Origin of the sequence: Flavobacterium piscinae, from assembly GCF_004122145.1 — a bacterium.
GTDB lineage: Bacteria > Bacteroidota > Bacteroidia > Flavobacteriales > Flavobacteriaceae > Flavobacterium > Flavobacterium piscinae.
Genome location: NZ_SBKQ01000001.1, coordinates 54601 through 72912 on the forward strand (window position 1 = coordinate 54601; position 18312 = coordinate 72912).

Consider the following 18312-nt stretch of genomic DNA (forward strand, 5'->3'; position numbering starts at 1 on the left):
ATGAAAAAAATAGTACTTCTAACCCTTTTTACAGTATTTACTGTAGTAAACATGAGTGCCCAAAAAAATAATTTTTGGACACCTGTTAATGACAATGTTTCAGCGGTTGCTAAAACTGCACAAAGAGAATCATTTCCTTCAAATTTTTCGTTATATAGACTTAATATGGAGTCTTTTAAGACAAATTTGATTTCTGCTCCGGATAGGTTTTCAACTACTGCTGGTGTAATCATCACAGTGCCAAACGCAGCTGGTGAATTAGAACGTTTTGAAATGTTTGAATCTTCAAATTTTGAATCTGAATTACAAGCACAATTTCCTGAGATAAGATCATATGTAGGAATTGGTTTAGATGATCCAAAAGCCCAATTAAGAATGAGTATTGATCCAAAAGGTGTACAAGCGATGGTACTTAGATCAGGAAAAAAAACTGAATTTATGGAGCCATATGCTGAGAATGGTTTAATCTATGCCTTTTATGTTTCATCCAGACAAAAAGGAAAAATGCCTTTTACATGTACAACTGTAGATCACAATGTTAGTAATCGATTAGCTGATGAATTAGATAATCAAGAAGTGTTGGCTAGTAATGGTGTTTTAAAAACATTCAGATTGGCATTATCATGCACGGGTGAATATGGAGCATACCATGGCGGTACTGTAGCGGGGGCTTTAGCCGCAATGAATGCTACAATGACTCGTGTTAATGGGGTTTTTGAAAAAGATTTAGCCGTTAGATTAAATATTATTGCTAATAATAGTTTGGTTGTTTATACCAATGCGGCAACAGATCCTTATTCTCCGGCCTCTGGAATTAATAATTGGAATTCTCAATTACAAAGTACGTTAACGAATGTTATCGGTGAGGCAAATTATGATATTGGACACTTGTTTGGAGCAACCGGTGGAGGTGGAAATGCAGGTTGTATAGGTTGTGTTTGCGTAAATGGACAAAAAGGAAGTGGTATTACTTCACCTGCAGATGGGGTTCCTGCCGGTGATTTCTTTGATATTGATTATGTTGCTCATGAATTAGGACATCAATTAGGGGCTAATCATACTTTTTCTGAAAACATAGAAGGAACAGGCGTAAATGTAGAGCCAGGAAGTGGTTCAACAATTATGGCTTATGCCGGAATTATGAACAATAATGTGCAATCTAACAGTGATGATTATTTTACCTACAGAAGTATTTTACAAATTCAAAACAATCTAGTCAACAAAGCATGTGCAGTTAATACAACATTAAATAATCCTGCTCTTACAATTACATCTGGAGGAAATTGGACAATTCCAAATGGAACTGCATTCATTTTGACCGGGACTAATCCAACTAATAATCCAGGAGCCACTTTCACTTGGGAACAAAATAATAGTGCTACCGGTGCTGTAACTGGAGATAATAGTATTTGTTATCCTACAAAACCGGCAGGACCTAATTTTAGATCATTGCCACCATCGGATACTCCGGTTCGCTATATGCCTGCTTTTAGCTCGGTATTAAATAATAATTTAACAACAACATGGGAATCCGTCTTGACAATTGGTCGAACTATGGCCTTTACGTTAACCGCAAGAGATAACGTTGCTAATGGTGGACAAACTAGTACAGCTTCTGCTAACATTACTGTTAGTGCAACTGTTGGCCCTTTTGAAGTTACTTCACAAGATGTAGCTGGGATTTCATGGAACCAAGGAACTTCTGAAACTATTACTTGGGCAGTGAATAACACTACGAGTTTAGCAGGTTCTTCAAATGTAGATATTTTACTTTCTACTGATGGCGGACAAACTTTTTCAACTGTTCTAGCTGAAAATGTGTTAAATGATGGTTCAGAATCAATAACTGTACCCAATATTGCTGCACCTTTTTGTAGAATTATGATTAAACCAACAGGTAATATTTATTATGCTTTAAATAAGCAGACATTCGCGATTGGATATACAATAACTTCAACTTGTAATACTTATACGTATAGTACTCCTTTTCCAATACCTGATAACGGAACGACTTTCACAACGGCAACATTAAATATTCCTGATGATGTTACCATAAGCGATGTGAATATTGGCGTAAATTTAAACCATACTTATTTAGCAGATTTATTAATAGCTGTCTTAGGTCCAGGAAATAACCAAGTAAATCTTTTTGAAAGACAATGCGGAAGTAATGATAATCTTAATGTTGTTTTTGATGACAACGGTACCCTTATCACTTGTGCTTCTCCAACAGCCGGAACTTACCAACCTGCTCAACCTCTTTCGGTTTTCAATGGTTTACAATCTGCAGGAAACTGGGTTTTTGGAATTAATGACAACTTTGCAGATGATACCGGAATTGTGAATTCTTTCTTCATTGAAGTTTGTTCTCAAGAAGTTACATTAACTACACCTGATTTTGGATTTGATGATTTTGTGATTTATCCTAACCCTAGCAAAGGAAATTTTACAATACAGTTTAACAATTCATTCGATCAAGTTAATGTGTCAATTCATGATATGAGAGGACGTTTGGTATATGATAACCAATTTAATAGTGGAGACTCATTTAATCAAAATATTCAACTTAATGATGCACAAACGGGTGTTTATTTACTTAGTGTAACTGACGGTAACCGCAAAGAAGTGAAAAGAATAATTATTGAATAAATTATAGATTTTTTACAAATCTAATTGAAGACCGTCAGTTTTGACGGTCTTTTTTTTGGCTTTTATAAATTTTATTCATTATTTTTAAAGCCTAAAAACTAATTGTTATGAAAAAACTACTATTTTTATTGTGTTGCTTGTTGATGACCTTCTCAGGTTATGCTCAAAAAAACCATTGGCAAAAGTCATCACTAGAAGCATATTCACCCTTGCAAACTCTTAATCGAAGCACAATTCCTTCAAAATTCGAGGTGTTTTCATTGGATTTAAATAATTTTAAAGCTGATCTTTCTGTTGCTCCTAAAAGAGAGGATTTTGTTCAGTCAAACATAGTTTTAGAATTTCCGGATGCTAATGGAGAATTTCAAAGTTATACAATTTATGAAGCTTCGGTTATGCATCCTGAATTACAAGCTCAATTTCCGGACATAAAATCATATGTTGGAATAGGAGTGGAAAACAAAACTGCGATGGTACGTTTTAGTATAACTTTATTTGGAGTGCATGCTATGCTTTTTGCCGGTAATAGAGAAGTACATTACATTGACACTTATACGGCTGATTTAAATCATTACATGGTTTATTCCAGAAAGAATATTATTCAAAGTAATTCTTTTAATTGCCTTGTGGATGAGGAAGTAACTGAATTGGAAGGGATTCATTTTTCTCCCAGAAATAACAATAGTATTGCTTCTGATACAGGTATTTTTAGAACCTATAGACTTGCAATGGCTTGTACAATAGAATATGCTCAATTTCATTGGCAAGCCGCCGGAATGACAGCAGCTACACCAGAAGCAACAAGAAAAGGAGCTGTTTTAGCTGCAATGAATGTTTCCATGACAAGAATTAATGGAATCTATGAAAGAGATATGTCTTTAACCATGCAATTGGTCCCCAATAACTTAGATGTTATTTTTATTACTTCTGATACATTTGACAATAACAATGCCGGGACATTAATTAATCAAAGTCAAACAGTTATTGACAATGTTATCGGTTCAGCCAACTATGATATTGGTCATACTGTCAGTACCGGAGGTGGTGGTTTAGCTCAACTAAATGCACCTTGTACCGGTAATAAAGCTCGTGGAATTACAGGTTCATTTGCACCGGTTGGAGACCCTTTCGATGTAGATTACGTGGCTCATGAAATGGGGCATCAGTTTGGAGCAACTCATACCCAAAATAATAATTGTCAAAGAACTTCAGCAACTGCAGTTGAGCCGGGAAGTGCTTCAACAATAATGGGTTATGCAGGAATTTGTTCACCAAATGTACAAAACAATTCGGACGCTTATTTTCATGCTTTTAGTTTAGCTCAAATGGATAATTTTGTTGCTGGAGCCGGAAATTGTTCGAATAATATCAATAATAATAATGATGCACCCATTATTCAACCCATTCAAAATTATACCATTCCAAGGAGTACAGCTTTTGTTTTAGAAGGAAATGCTACTGATGCTAACGGAGATGCCTTAACTTATTGTTGGGAGCAAACCGATACAGGTATTGCAATTCAACCACCAACTGCAACGGATGCAGCAAATGGCCCTAGATTTCGTTCAAGAAACCCATCCACAAGTCCAGATAGATATATGCCTTTCATGCCAACGATTTTAACCGGGGCTACTTCTAATACATGGGAAGTTGTGCCATCCATCGCCAAAACAATGAATTTTTCTTTAGTTGTTAGAGATAATCGAACTCCGAACGGAGGTCAAACTGCAAGAACTAATATGTCGGTAACAACGGTTGCTAATGCAGGACCGTTTTTAGTTACAGCTCCAAATACAAGTGTGTCTTGGGCCGCCGGAACAAATCAAAATGTTACCTGGGATGTGGCAGGAACAACGGCCAACGGTGTAAACACACCTTATGTTGATATATATTTTTCTAACAGTGGAGGTTCAAGTTTTCCAATTCTTTTAGCGAGCAAAGTTCCTAATGATGGTTCAGAAATCATTACCGTTCCAAATACTATCGGAACCACAAATAGAATCATGGTGAAAGGACATAATAATATCTTTTTAGATGTTTCTAATTCAAATTTTTCCATCACAGCACCAACTGCTACCATGGCAATTGCTTTTAACGGCGTGGAAGGAGAACAGAATAAATCAGTATGTCAAGGAAGTAACGCAATTTTTAATTTAGATTATCAGGTTTTTGGAGGTTTTAATGCGACTACTACTTTTTCTGCAACAGGTAACCCAACGGGTACAACTGTTGCTTTTGTACCTTCTTCAACTTCAACGCCGGGTAATATTCAAATGCAGGTAACAACGAATGCAATTGCTCCAATTGGATTACATACCATTGCGGTTACGGCAACTTCTGGCTCAATCACCAAAACCGTAAATATGTATTTGGAAATTGTGAGTGGAAATTTTGCTACAGTTTCATTGAGCTCTCCGGCTAATGCAGCAGTTGTAGAGCCTTCTGGAGTTTCATTTTCATGGAGTGCTGATCCAAACGCCACAATTTATACCATTCAAATTGCTTCCGATCCATCTTTTACTTCAATAGTGGAGGAGAATTCAGTTGCTACTAATAGTTATGTTTCTTCCAATTTGCCAAATGCAACGACATTGTATTGGAGAGTTGCACCGGGAAACAATGCTTGTTTAGGGAATTATTCTTCTGCATTCTCTTTTTCAACAACATTTTGTGGAACTGCAGTTTCAACTAATGTACCGATTGTAATTCCATCCAGTGGTACACCAACGGTTAACTCAACTTTGACAATTCCTACGGAAGATAATGTTTCAATTCAAAAAGTTACCGTGTCATTAAATATTTCACATTCTTGGATAAATGATTTAATTGTAACATTGATTAGTCCATCAGGTACACAAGTGCAATTATTAAATAGAGAATGTAATCCTAACCAAGGTGATGCCGATGCAATAGCTACCTTTGATGATAACGGTATTGTTTTAGTTTGCGGTGAGAACCCTGCAATTTCTGGAGTATTAATTCCAGAGCAACCGCTTTCCGCTTTAAATGGTCAAAATTCGCAGGGAGTTTGGACGTTAAGAGTACAGGATACTTTTAATCAAGATGGAGGTGCAATCAACAGTTGGAGTTTAGATATTTGTAGTGAAAATGCTCCGGCTAGTATAGATGATTTAATCGGATTTGATTTTGGACTTTATCCAAACCCTACAAAAGGAAACTTTACAGTTGCGATGAATCAAGTAGAGTCTGAAAAAATTGGAGTAGCGGTCTACGACATGAGAGGAAGATTGATTTTTGAACAATCGTATGCTAATAATGGAACATTTAACCAAGAAATACAATTGGTAAATCCACAAGTCGGGGTTTACTTAGTAAAAGTTTCAGACGGAAACAATCAAGAAACAAAACGATTGATTGTTGAATAGATTTTCAATAATCGGATAAATAAAAGCCCGTTTTCAATTTTTGAATGATGGGCTTTTTTGTTTTTTATATTGAAATAAAACGAATAAGTTGCGGAACTTTTTCATTTTCAAAGGATAAATCAAAATGGATTTCATCTTTTTTTGAAAATAGATTTAGTCTTCCTTTTTTAATTTTGAAGTAACCAGTTTGTCCTTTGCAAAAGCAATGACGACCAAAAATAAGGTTGGTTTGTTGTAGTTCAGAATCAGTAAGGTTTAATGATTTGTCAGAATTTTTTACTTCAAAAAGGATATCTTCTCGGTAATGTCCGTCTTGTAAATTGGCCTCAGTTGTTTTGTTGTATTGAAAATGAATGACGGTTGTGCCATCGTGATCTTTGATGTCATAATACATTCCTCCTAAGTCATCATGTAGAAGTAAAAGTTGCTTATTTTTTAAAATTTCAACTTCACACGCTCCATCTTTCGGACATTCACTTGTAATTTTTGACATAGTTGTGGACATATTTTTTTGAGCGGTACAGGAAAATAATAATCCAAATAGAAATAGTGCAATTATTTTTTTCATGATTTCTGGTTTTTAGATTAATATTTCAAAAAGTAAGCCAATTATTTTCCGTTGAATTCGTTCATCGTGTTGTTTAATCCTGCTAAAGCAAAGGATTGAATGATTTCGGCAGATTTTTCTAGTCGCTCAGGTAATTTTGATTTTTCTTCTTCGTCCCATTCGCCTAACACATAATTGACTTGTTGTCCCTTTTTAAATTGGTCGCTGATGCCAAAACGAAAACGAGGATATTCGGTGGTGTTTAATAAACTTTGAATACTTTTTAAACCATTGTGACCGCCATCACTTCCTTTGGTTTTGATGCGGATAGTACCAAAACTTAGGTTTAAATCGTCGGTAATAACCAATATATTTTCTTTCTCGATGTTTTCCTTTTCCATCCAATATTTCACAGCTTTTCCGCTGAGGTTCATGTAGGTGTTGGGTTTCAGAAGCAGTAATGTTCTTCCTTTGATTTTGAATTCGGCCACGTCGCCCAATTTAGCGGTTTGAAAAGGGATGCTTTCTTTTTTGGCAAAATGGTCAAGTATTTTAAATCCGATGTTGTGGCGGGTATTGACATATTCGGCTCCGATGTTGCCGAGTCCGACGATTAGAAATTTTTTCATATCCGGTTTTGTAACGGTTTTTTGGGTTTGAAAAAGTGATGTAATCCAATTAATCATGATGCAAAAGTACAAAAGTTTCTATTGGTAGCCGATTTTGATTTGGAGTACGTTTTACCCCAGATGGTAACGGAAAGCCTTGTGCAGACAAAACCGATTTTTTCTTGGCGACCCAAAGCGACCAGAGGAAGCTTTTGGAGCGGCTTAGAAAAAACGGTTGTGGCAAACAAGCTTGAAGTGGACAGCAGGATTAGGTTCAAAAAAAAAGCACCGGCGTAAACCGATGCTTTTAGTATTGAGAAAATAGAAATTATTTTTTCTTTTTTGCTCCACCTTTTTCTGCTTTGGCAGCTTCTTGAGCAGCTTTCATAGCAGCACGTGAAATTCTCACTTGACATACAACTGTGTTATCCGGGTGCATCAATTTGAAATTGTTGGTTTCAATTTTGGTAACATATAATTTGTTACCCATTTCTAAACCGGAAATGTTTGCTTCTACGAAATCAGGAAGGTTTTTAGGTAAAGCTTTCACTTTTAATCTTCTTTGGTTTAAACGTAGTACCCCACCGGCTAATACACCTGGTGATGTACCTGTAATTTTTACAGGAATTTCCATCATGATTTCTTTGTCGTCTTTTAACGCATAGAAATCGATGTGTAAAATTTTGTCTGATACGGGGTGAAATTGAATGTCTTGTAAAATAACATCTGCCTTTTTCCCACTATTTAATTCAATTACAACAGTGTGTGCGTTGGGAGTGTAAACCAAGTTTTTGAACGCTTTTTCTTCTGCTGCAAAATGTACTGGTTGATCTCCTCCGTAAATAACGCAAGGAACCATTCCAGCATCACGTAAGGCTTTTGTTGACTTTTTGCCTACGCTTTCTCTTTCTGATCCTTTAATCGTAATCGATTTCATTGTAAAATATATAAAATTAATAAATAAAAATTCTTTTCTGTTGTCTGTAATTTGCTAATCACTAATTACTATTCACTAATCACTCAACAAACTACATCAAAAACTTCCCACTAATGGAATTGTTGTGTTGCACCATGTGCATGACTTCTGCAAAAAGCGGTGCACAACTCACCACTCTGATTTTGTTCGATTCTTTCTTTAACGGAATTGAATCGGTAACGATTAACTCGCTTAATTGTGACTTTTCGATTTTTTCATACGCATCGCCGGATAATATGGCATGTGTACAAATGGCTCGAACACTCAAAGCTCCTTTTTCAATCATTAAATCGGCCGCCTTAGCAAGGGTACCGCCGGTATCTATCATGTCGTCAACCAAAACAACGTTTCGTCCTTTTACTTCTCCGATCAATTCCATTGTGTCAATGACGTTAGCTACTTTCCGTTGTTTGTAACAAATCACCACATCCGATTCTAAAAACTTCGAGTAGGCATAAGCTCTTTTAGAACCGCCCATGTCGGGTGAAGCAATCGTTAAATTCTCCAAATTCAAACTTTTTACATACGGTAAAAAGATGGTAGAAGCAAACAAATGGTCAACCGGTTTTTCAAAGAAACCTTGAATCTGATCGGCGTGTAAATCCATCGTCATAATTCTTGTTGCTCCTGCAGTTTCCAGTAATTTGGCTACTAATTTGGCTCCAATCGGCACTCTTGGCTTGTCTTTTCGGTCTTGTCTGGCCCATCCGAAATATGGAATAACCGGTGTAATGTGTCTGGCTGAGGCTCTTTTGGCAGCATCAATCATTAACAAAAGTTCCATCAAGTTGTCTGCACTCGGAAAAGTGGAGCAAACGATGAACACCCGCAATCCGCGAATAGATTCTTCAAAAGACGGTTGAAACTCGCCGTCACTATATTCAGAGAACGTTACTTTACCTAGCGGAATTCCATAGTGTTGAGCTATTTGTTCAGCTAAGTATACACTTTTTGAACAAGCAAATATTTTTGCTTCCGGTTCGTTGTGTGACATTTTAAATGGTTGTTATGTAGTTAGTTAGTTGTGTGTCGTCGAAACGAGGTGCAAATTTAGAAATAAAAATCAACTTAGAAAGGAATTTTTCCACAAATTTCTTGAAAATGTCTCAAAAAATTATTTACATTTGCACCCACAAATAAGCATCCCTGCCCGGATGGCAAAGTCTTTAATTAATTTTTTCTAAAAATTAGTCAAAACTTAAAAATCTAAATTGCCCGGATGGCGTTATCTTTACTTAATTTTTTTTAAAAATTAGCTAAAAATAATTTCATCTTAAATTAGCCCGGATGGCGGAATTGGTAGACGCGCACGACTCAAACTCGTGTACTTAGGTGTGTGGGTTCGATTCCCACTCCGGGTACAAAACCTCTCAGTAATGGGAGGTTTTTTTTATTTTCATACGCTCATTTACGTATTTCAAAAAAGTTTTACTATTTTTAATATTGCTTAAAATTTTGAATGAATGAAAAAACGAATTGGGATAGTAGAAGATGACCGCGATTTGCGAGAAGCATTGGGTTTGATGATTCAATTTACCGATCAATTTGAATTAGCCGGAAGTTTTGAAAATGCCGAGATGGCTTTAAAAGAATTACCCGATTTGGATGTGGATGCCATTTTGATGGATATAAATTTACCCGGAGAAAGCGGAATTAGTTGCGTGAATAAATTGAAAAATTCCTGTCCCTCAGTACTTTTTTTAATGTGTACTTCTTATGAGGATGATGATAAAATTTTTCAAAGTTTAGAAGCCGGTGCAAGTGGTTATATATTGAAAACCGAAGGCCCGGCAAAAATTATTGGTGCTTTAGACGAATTATTTGAAGGCGGAAGCCCAATGAGTAGTAGCATCGCCCGAAAAGTGGTAGCTAGTTTTTCCAAAATGGAATCACAAAATAAATTGACGGAATCGTTAACCGGCAGAGAAAGAGAGATTTTAGAATTGTTAGCCAAAGGGCAAATGAACAAGGAAGTAGCAGCGGTTTTGGAGATTAGTGTAGGTACGGTCCGTAAGCACATTCAAAATATTTATGAAAAGTTACATGTCAATACGAGAGTAGAGGCGGTTAATGTATATTTGAAACGCTAAAAAAAGGACATGAAACATTATTTAACCTTTTTTTTAGTTTTAGTTTTCTCTTTTGGAATTGCTCAAAGTATTGCTGAAAAAGAGAAGCTAAGGGAATTTGAAAATTGCAAAACGACCAATTGTAAAATTGCAAATTCATTTCTTTTGGCGGAGCATTTTTTGGAAACGGATGATATCCAATCGTCTCAAAAATGGTTAAACATAACCAAAGATTTAATTTCTCCTAAACAATCTGATACCACAATTATTTTCATTCACAGTTTGCAGTCTGAACTTTTTTATTACGATGGTTTGTTTCAATTTGGAACAAATGAGGCGGATAAAGCCATTTTAAAAGCAAAGCAACAAAAGGATAGTTTGTGGATAGCTAATGGTTATTTCTTTAAAGGAATTAACCAGATAGAAATGAATAAGTGGGAAGATGCACAAAAATCGCTTTGGAATTCAAGAGAATTTCAACCACAAAAGAATAGCACTTCACACATAAGAAGTACGATTCAAAAAGAACACATTTTCAATAATATTGCACAATTAAAGTTAAAATTACATCAAACGGATTCAGCTGCTTGGTATAACGAGAAAGCCTATCAGTATGCCAAAAATACCAACAGTAAAAGAGGCATACCAAACACTGAACAAACGTTTGGTCAAATTTATTTAGAGGAAAAGAAAACGGATAGTGCAGTTTTCTATTTTGAAAAGAGTATACTATCCGCACAAAAAAGTGAGTACTTTGATATTGTTTTGCTTAACTATGGTTATTTAATGCAATGTTTCGAAAATAATCCAATTGAACACAATCGGTTGTTTGAAAAAGGAGTAGAACTCATCAATCAAAAAATTATTAATGCAACGTTTCAACAGTATTTTTATACGATTGCTCAAGAGGTTTTCAAAAAAAATAAGCAAATTGACAAGCTGGCTTTTGTTCAGGAAAAAATCATAAAAATAAACGAAGAAACCAGACTTAAAGGGAATACAAATATTCAAAGTATTACAGAGCAATATGCCAAAAACGAAAATAAATTGCTTTTGCTTCAAGTAGAAGAATTACAAAAGCAACGAAAATTCACGATTCTTCAATTGATTGCGGCCTTGCTTTCTGTGATTATTTTATCCCTAGTAATTGTCATTATCAGGAGAAAAAATAAAATTCAAAAAACTTTACTGCATCAAAAGAACGAAATAAGTAAAGATTTACATGATGATATCGGAAGCGGTTTAAGCAGCATTCTTATTCATGCTGATTTACTTTTAAAAAATGAAGAGACTTCAGAAAAAAACAAAGTATTAGCTTCTAAAATTAATCTAACGGGGAAAGAAATTTCTCAGCGGTTAAATGCATTTATTTGGTCATTAAATACGGAACAGAACACACTTCAACATTTTTCGGAATATGTCAAAATGTATGGAGCAACACTTTTTGAAGAAACACCAATTGAATTTTTATTTAGTTCATCCATCAAAGAGAGTGATTCAATAAAAATGAATGGTCATTTAAGAAAGAACTTATTTTATGCCATAAAAGAAGTACTGAATAATTCCCTCAAACATGCTCAGGCCACCAAAATAGTGTTGAATATGGATTTGGTTACATCAAAGCAAATTCAAATAACTATTCGTGATAACGGAATCGGAATGAAGAAAGAAAATGTTTTTGGGAATGGATTAAAAAACATCCAAAAAAGAGTAGAAGCAATGAAAGGAACTTTAAATATCAAAACCCAAAATGGATTACAAACCGTTTTTAAAATTCCACTGTAAATGATGTAAAATAAGTTTGTAAGAAAATAGGAATACGCTAAATGGCGTATTTTTTTATGCTTAAATAGCTTCGAAAAGGGATTAAAAGTGGGTTAAGATGATTTAAAGTATTGATTTTACTAATGTATTAAATTTTTCTTACTTACAAACTTCTACGGATAATATCGTATTGTACTAATGGTTTGATTAAGTGAATTTTATACTTCAGAAACCACTAAAAATAGGATTTACTATTTTTTCAAAAAACCACTAGTATGAAAAAAATTATTTTATTGCAATTACTGTTATTTTCAACTTTTGCTGTCGCACAAGTGGGAATCAATACAACTTCTCCCAATGCACAATTGGATATTCGGTCATCAAATCAAGTTGCACCAGCTTCGACGGATGGAATGTTAATTCCCAAAATTGACACTTTTCCGGCTGTAAACCCAACTGCCGCTCAACAAGGGATGTTAGTGTATTTAACCACAACGGTTGGTAGCAATCCACCGGGGTTTTATTATTGGGATAATACTACTACCAATTGGATTCCGATAAAAGGAACTGATACAGGTACGTTAGACCAAGCCTACGACTTTGGCGGAGCGGGTAATGGTAGAACCATTACTGCTGATGCAGGTGCGGTTTTAATTAATGGAACGGATGGGTTAGTTTCTACTGGTACTTTAAACTTTGGTGCGGTAGCTCCAAGTGGTGCTGGTGTAAAAATGTATTGGAATCCAAGAAAAGCAGCATTTAGAGCAGGAAGTGTTTCTGGAGCACAGTGGGATGATACTAATGTTGGGCAAAATTCTATTGCGTTTGGAGTAAATACTATAGCATCAGGAAATAATTCTGTGGCTATTGGAAACTCTTCTTTAGCTTCAGGAATTAGTTCAGTGTCTTTTAGAGGTAACGCCTCTGGAGCATCTTCTACTTCTTTTGGGGGAAATGCTTCTGGGTCAAATTCTACTTCTTTTGGTAGTGGGACAAATGCAACTGGAATTAATTCATTTGTTGGGGGGTTTGTTTCAAATGCAACTGGAAGTAGTTCTTTTGCATTTGGATCTTTTAGCAATGCAAGTGGAGACAGTTCAGCTTCTTTTGGCGGTACGGCTAGTGGATTAAATTCATTTTCTCTTGGAAATGCAACTAATGCAAGTGGATTTAATTCTACTGTTATGGGTAGTTTTAATAGTTCTGTTAGTCAATCAGAAACTGTAATTGGTATCGGTGCAACAACCTATACACCTTCACTAAACGGTGATTCTCAATTTCGAATTGCCAATGCAACCGACCGATTGTTTGTGATAGGAAATGCCATTGATTCCAACAATAATAACACTGTTGATCCTGCTGAACGCAGTGATGCAATGGTTGTGCTAAAAAACGGGGCAACCGGAATAGGTTCTTCTACTCCAGAAGCTTTATTAGACATAGACTCAAATGATAAAGGTATTATGGTGCCTAGAGTTGCATTAACTTCAGCGAATATTACCAGTCCGATAATCAATCCAAGCGGAGGTGCTCTTCCCGAAAGTACATTAGTATATAATACTGCAACTGCAGGAGTGGGAGAAAACGAAGTAACACCCGGGTTTCATTATTGGAATGGAACAAAATGGGTGAAATTGGAAGAGAATAACGGTAAAACGAAATATTATACCGCCTTGGGGACAACGAATGCAACTTCTTCTTCTGCAAAAACATTAATGCCGGAAATGGAAATCACCTTTACGCCAAAATCTAACATAATTTTAGTTAATTTTTCTGCTTCAGGGTTTCAAGCTCAAGGTCAAACCCCTATTTTCTTTGATGTTTTGCTAAACGGAACAATCGTAAAAGGTTTTCAAACTTCTGTTGAAGATATTGTAGGAGGTACAAATAGACCCATTTGGGATATTAATTTTTCATATCCGGTAAGTGTAACCCCATTTGTAACGCAAACTATATCGATCAATTGGGCAACTATAAACACGGTTTCTTCTAATTTTGTGCAAACGCCTGCTAGTTATGCGGGGCCATTAAATGTTAATGCACACAGAGTACTTACTGTTATTGATCCGGAAGGAGGAGGTGGTATAGTAACCCCTGTTGTACCCCCAATTACAAATGAATATTGGAACATTCATGGAAATACAGGAACCAATCCGACTACAAATTTTATTGGTACATCTGATGCACAACCATTGGTTTTTAAAACCAATAATGTAGAAAGAATGCGAATATTTAATGGAAACTTGGGAATTGGTACAATTGCTCCAACTGCACCTTTAGAAGTGATAGGAAATATTCGAATGGTAGATGGAAATCAACAAGCAGGGAGAGTATTAACAAGTAGTGCAACCGGATTAGCTTCTTGGCAAGATTTAAACACATGGAGTGTTTTAGGAAATGCCGGAACCAATCCTGCAACAAATTTTATAGGAACTTCCGATAATCAGTCATTTGTATTTCGAACAAACAATCTTGAACGTATGCGATTGGATTCTGGTGGAAATTTAGGCTTAGGAACAACAACTCCAAGCCGAAATATTCACATTTTAGGTAACTCGGCTTCCACAACAAATGGTCAACTTTATTTAGAACAGTCAGGAACAGGCGATGCACTGATACACTTGGGAATTTCAGGTGCTCGACATTTTAATTTAGGTTTAGATACATCTGCTGATAGTTTTAAAATCGGCACCAGTGCAACCGCAGCTACTGCAGTTACTTCAAGTACATTAATGACTTTACAACCTACTGGGGAGGTTGGAATTGGAACAACGGTTCCAAATGAAAAACTCCATGTTTCCGGTCCGGCAGGTTTAACAGCTGTAAAAATTACGAATACATCTACCGGTGGTTCAACTTCAAATGTAGCTATAGACTTTCATAGAGGAGGCAATTTAAATACCGATTGGAGAATATATAACATAGGACCCAATTTAACTATCGCTAATAGTGGTGATGAATTGACTACGATAAATGATTTGTATCAATTTCAAATTACTCGGTTTATGCCTATGAATGATGGCACACAAAGTTTGGGTCAAGCAGGTAACCGCTGGAATACTGTTTTTGCCACTAATGGAATTATCAATACAAGTGATCGTAGAGAGAAAAAAGAAATTGAACCACTTCATTATGGTTTGAACCAATTGATGCAACTCAAACCTGTTACGTTTAGATGGAATAATACTCAAATTGACAATAATAGTAAACACTTGGGTTTTATAGCTCAAGATTTACAAGAAGTGTTGCCCGAAGTAGTAATTGATTCCGAATGGAAGGAAGAACAACAAGGAAAAGTCTGGAAAAAAACACCTCTTTTAGGAGTTAATTACTCTGAAATAATTCCTGTTCTTGTAAAAGCAACTCAGGATCAACAAGTAATTATTGAAAATCAAAACAATGAAATTGAAATATTGAAAAATCAACTTCAAATGTTAATTGATAGAATAGAAACTCTTGAAAAAAAATAATATTATGAAAAGAATAATTATTGTTATAGTTCTCTTTACTTGTTTTACAACACAAGCTCAAACAAGACAAAGTTCCCTAAAGTATGAACTAACCAGAACCAATGGATTGGAACAAGTTGGTGGTGATTTAGTGATTGTAAATCTAAACACATGCCCATTAAAAGATCTTAACAAGCAGTTACTTTTTGAGTCACAAAGTTCCAGTACAATCTTTATCAATGTCAATAATCATGGTGGTGGGAATAGTTGTGTCACCTTGATTGTAGAAACCCAAAATGGAACAACAAGAATTGAAATTCCTGAAAATACAGAATTAGGCGTTCATCAATTTTTGAGAGTAAAAAGAGCTTTTTTAAAAATAGAAAAAACGTTATCTGACACAGCAATTACCGAATTAAAAAGTATAGGCGAAGCAACCATTTGGTTTTAAATTATATCACAGAGTCATCGAATTAAAAATTGGAAATTAGTTTTAGTGGTTGATCCCCTTCCGGCAGTGGTTTGCGGAAGGGGATTTTTTTATGTTAATTAAGCCATAAAATTACTTTTGTTCCATTGGGTTGATTTTTTTCATCTTTTAAATCGATAATTTCAAAGGTATAATTCAATTGATTTTGCAGATTAAAATTATTTAATCGTTCAATACTAAATTCAATTCCCAACGAGTCTTTTTTAAAAGAATTCATTTTATTTTCTTTGGCTTTTTCTCGACCAATTCCATTATCTTGAATAAAAAGACCGGTTTTGTTGTGCTCGTTTATGCATCCTATTTTAATCTCTTTATGACCTTCTTTTCGCATTAAACCATGCCAAATGGAATTTTCGACAAATGGTTGAAGAATTAATCCGGGAATTCTTTTTTCAGTCATTTTAGCATCTTCTAATTGTTCAAAAACCAGTGAGATTGCATTGTTAAACCGAATGTTTTCTATGGTTAGATACAATTCAATAACTTCTAATTCTTCTTTTATAGTGATGTATTCGCGTTTTGAAAACTCCAAAATATTCCGAATAAGTTTAGAAAACTTGTTCAGGTAATACACCGCTTTTTCTTTATTATTTTCGATAAAATAAACTTTAATTGAATTTAAGGCATTAAAAATAAAATGAGGATTCATTTGGCTTCTTAAAGCATCTAACTTGAGATTCAGAATTTCATTTTCATATTTAGATTTCAATAGCTCAATTTTTTCGTTTTCTGTTTTTTCTAATGTAGATCGGAGAATTTTTTCTTGTAAAAGCAACTTATTTTCTAACTCTTTTTGATGTTGTTCTTTTAATTCATTAAGTTTAGTTTTCTCCAGAATAACATTTTCTTGCATGATAATTTTTTCAGAATAAATGTTTTTGATTTTAAAACCTAATGCGGTCATGAAAAGCAACGATTCAACAAAAACACCAATTAACAAATAGGTTATTGGTGCAATAGAGTAATCGTTGATTAATGTTTTATACAAAGCAAACAATACAAATCCCGTGTAGATTAAAGTGCCGCAAAGGACTAGCTTAGAGAGAGTGTTTTTTAATAAATAAACATTTTTTAAAAAATAAAGGCTATAAATAGTAAGTAAAGGTGTAAATAAATATAAAAAAAAATTTTTAATATAAGCGACATTGTGCAAAACTATAGAAAGAGAAAAAAGAAGAATAGCTATGATTAAATTAATATTCAAAAATCTAACAAAAAAAGTAGTTTGTTTTTTGTAATGGTTGTATAAATCCAACAGATGTATATAGAAAAAAACCATCATGGAATTATAAATGATTTGATTCATCCAATTGAGGGCGAAAAAACGACTATTGGCATACCAAGATAAAACAGGTTCAATATAAACTGTTTTTGTGGATAAGTATAACAGTAAAAAAAGATTGTAAAGGGCGTAATATTTAAACGCTTTTTCTTTTGTTTGGTTGTAGATTATCAAACTTAAGATAAAAAAAACAACTAATGCAGAAATGACGATATGCCATAAAATAAGTCTTGCTTCTTGCATTACAACTTGTTTATAAGTTCATCTTTTTTCTGCCGAGAAACGGGAATAATCACATCATAATCTAAAATTACATATTGTTCTGATTTATTAAACTCAATTAATTTATTCAAGTTAATGATAAAGCTGTTATGAACTCTGGCAAAAGGAAAATTTAAGAGTTTGTCTTCAACCGCTTTTAGGTTATGATTGATTAATTTTTTTTTGGTTTTGTCAAAATAAATGTAACTGTTATTGCCTTCGCTTTTTACATACAAAATATCATCAGCATTATAAAAAAATAATTTACTTTCTGAATTAAAGCTTAATCGTTGATAATTTGAGTTCGTTTTACTCGTAAAATCTAAAAGTATTTTTTCAATATCAACATGTAATTTTTCTTGGTTTATTTCAAATTTGATTTTTTCTACACACTCTTTTAAGTCGTCACTATCAATAGGTTTTAATAAATAATCAAAGGCTCTTTTTTTAATGGCTTGTATGGCATATTGATCATAAGCCGTAGTAATAATAATTTTCAAGCCTTTTGCGGGACAAAGATCAATGAATTGAAAACCATTTAATCCAGGCATTTCAATGTCTAAAAAAATAATATCTACGGTGTTTTTTTCAACATATTTTAATGCTTCAAGAGGGTCTGAGAATTGACCTATTACCGTAACATCATTACAGAAAGTTTCAATTTCCCAAGCCAAACTTTTAAGGGCATTCAATTCATCGTCTATTAAAACAGCATTCATAATTAAATATAATAATTATAAACTATGCAAGTTAATAAATAATGGTATTGATTTTACTATTTTGTGTAAATGGATGCTATTGCGTGACAAATGACTGAAATAAAATTATTTT

12 protein-coding genes and 1 tRNA gene are annotated in these 18312 nt (G+C 34.4%); 7 read left to right on the forward strand and 6 right to left on the reverse strand.

Annotation, left to right across the window (positions count from 1 at the left end):
- Positions 1-2649 (forward strand): zinc-dependent metalloprotease, encoded by a 2649-nt coding sequence (locus EQG68_RS00175; RefSeq protein ID WP_129462770.1) that lies wholly within the window; start codon positions 1-3, stop codon positions 2647-2649.
- 107 nt (positions 2650-2756) lie between these two features.
- Positions 2757-6035, forward strand: a complete 3279-nt coding sequence (locus EQG68_RS00180) for a reprolysin-like metallopeptidase (RefSeq protein ID WP_129462771.1) — start codon at positions 2757-2759, stop codon at positions 6033-6035.
- 64 nt (positions 6036-6099) lie between these two features.
- Here the strand turns inward: EQG68_RS00180 and EQG68_RS00185 are convergent, their stop codons facing one another.
- From EQG68_RS00185 to EQG68_RS00200, 4 genes are all read right to left on the reverse strand, one after another.
- Positions 6100-6603: a hypothetical protein gene (locus EQG68_RS00185; protein ID WP_129462772.1), complete on the reverse strand. Its 504-nt coding sequence runs from the start codon at positions 6601-6603 to the stop codon at positions 6100-6102.
- A 41-nt stretch (positions 6604-6644) separates the two neighbouring features.
- Positions 6645-7268 (reverse strand): aminoacyl-tRNA hydrolase, encoded by a 624-nt coding sequence (gene pth / locus EQG68_RS00190; protein ID WP_129462773.1) that lies wholly within the window; start codon positions 7266-7268, stop codon positions 6645-6647.
- A gap of 250 nt (positions 7269-7518) precedes the next feature.
- Entirely contained in the window at positions 7519-8127 is a 609-nt protein-coding gene (locus EQG68_RS00195) for a 50S ribosomal protein L25/general stress protein Ctc (RefSeq protein WP_129462774.1), read from the reverse strand.
- Between the two features lie 91 nt (positions 8128-8218).
- The gene (locus tag EQG68_RS00200; protein WP_129462775.1) at positions 8219-9160 is read right to left on the reverse strand and encodes a ribose-phosphate pyrophosphokinase; all 942 of its coding nucleotides are present in this window, start codon (positions 9158-9160) and stop codon (positions 8219-8221) included.
- Positions 9161-9447: 287 nt separating this feature from the next.
- Here EQG68_RS00200 and EQG68_RS00205 point away from each other — a divergent pair.
- The 5 genes from EQG68_RS00205 (at position 9448) to EQG68_RS00225 (ending at position 15899) form a co-directional block, all read left to right on the forward strand.
- Positions 9448-9527 (forward strand) — tRNA-Leu (locus EQG68_RS00205).
- Between the two features lie 102 nt (positions 9528-9629).
- A complete protein-coding gene (locus EQG68_RS00210; RefSeq protein WP_129462776.1) occupies positions 9630-10256 on the forward strand; it encodes a response regulator transcription factor in 627 nt (208 codons plus the stop codon).
- A 9-nt stretch (positions 10257-10265) separates the two neighbouring features.
- Complete coding sequence (locus tag EQG68_RS00215) at positions 10266-12020, forward strand: sensor histidine kinase (protein ID WP_129462777.1); 1755 nt, start codon at positions 10266-10268, stop codon at positions 12018-12020.
- Positions 12021-12274: 254 nt separating this feature from the next.
- The gene (locus EQG68_RS00220; protein ID WP_129462778.1) at positions 12275-15469 is read left to right on the forward strand and encodes a tail fiber domain-containing protein; all 3195 of its coding nucleotides are present in this window, start codon (positions 12275-12277) and stop codon (positions 15467-15469) included.
- Between the two features lie 4 nt (positions 15470-15473).
- The gene (locus EQG68_RS00225) at positions 15474-15899 is read left to right on the forward strand and encodes a hypothetical protein (protein WP_129462779.1); all 426 of its coding nucleotides are present in this window, start codon (positions 15474-15476) and stop codon (positions 15897-15899) included.
- A gap of 94 nt (positions 15900-15993) precedes the next feature.
- Here the strand turns inward: EQG68_RS00225 and EQG68_RS00230 are convergent, their stop codons facing one another.
- Together EQG68_RS00230 and EQG68_RS00235 are read right to left on the reverse strand one after the other, a co-directional pair.
- Positions 15994-17463, reverse strand: coding sequence for a sensor histidine kinase (locus tag EQG68_RS00230; protein ID WP_129462780.1), 1470 nt, complete (start codon positions 17461-17463; stop codon positions 15994-15996).
- The gene (locus tag EQG68_RS00235; RefSeq protein ID WP_246011580.1) at positions 17463-18200 is read right to left on the reverse strand and encodes a LytR/AlgR family response regulator transcription factor; all 738 of its coding nucleotides are present in this window, start codon (positions 18198-18200) and stop codon (positions 17463-17465) included. Before EQG68_RS00235 ends, EQG68_RS00230 begins: the two co-directional genes overlap by 1 nt.
- Positions 18201-18312: the final 112 nt, after the last annotated feature.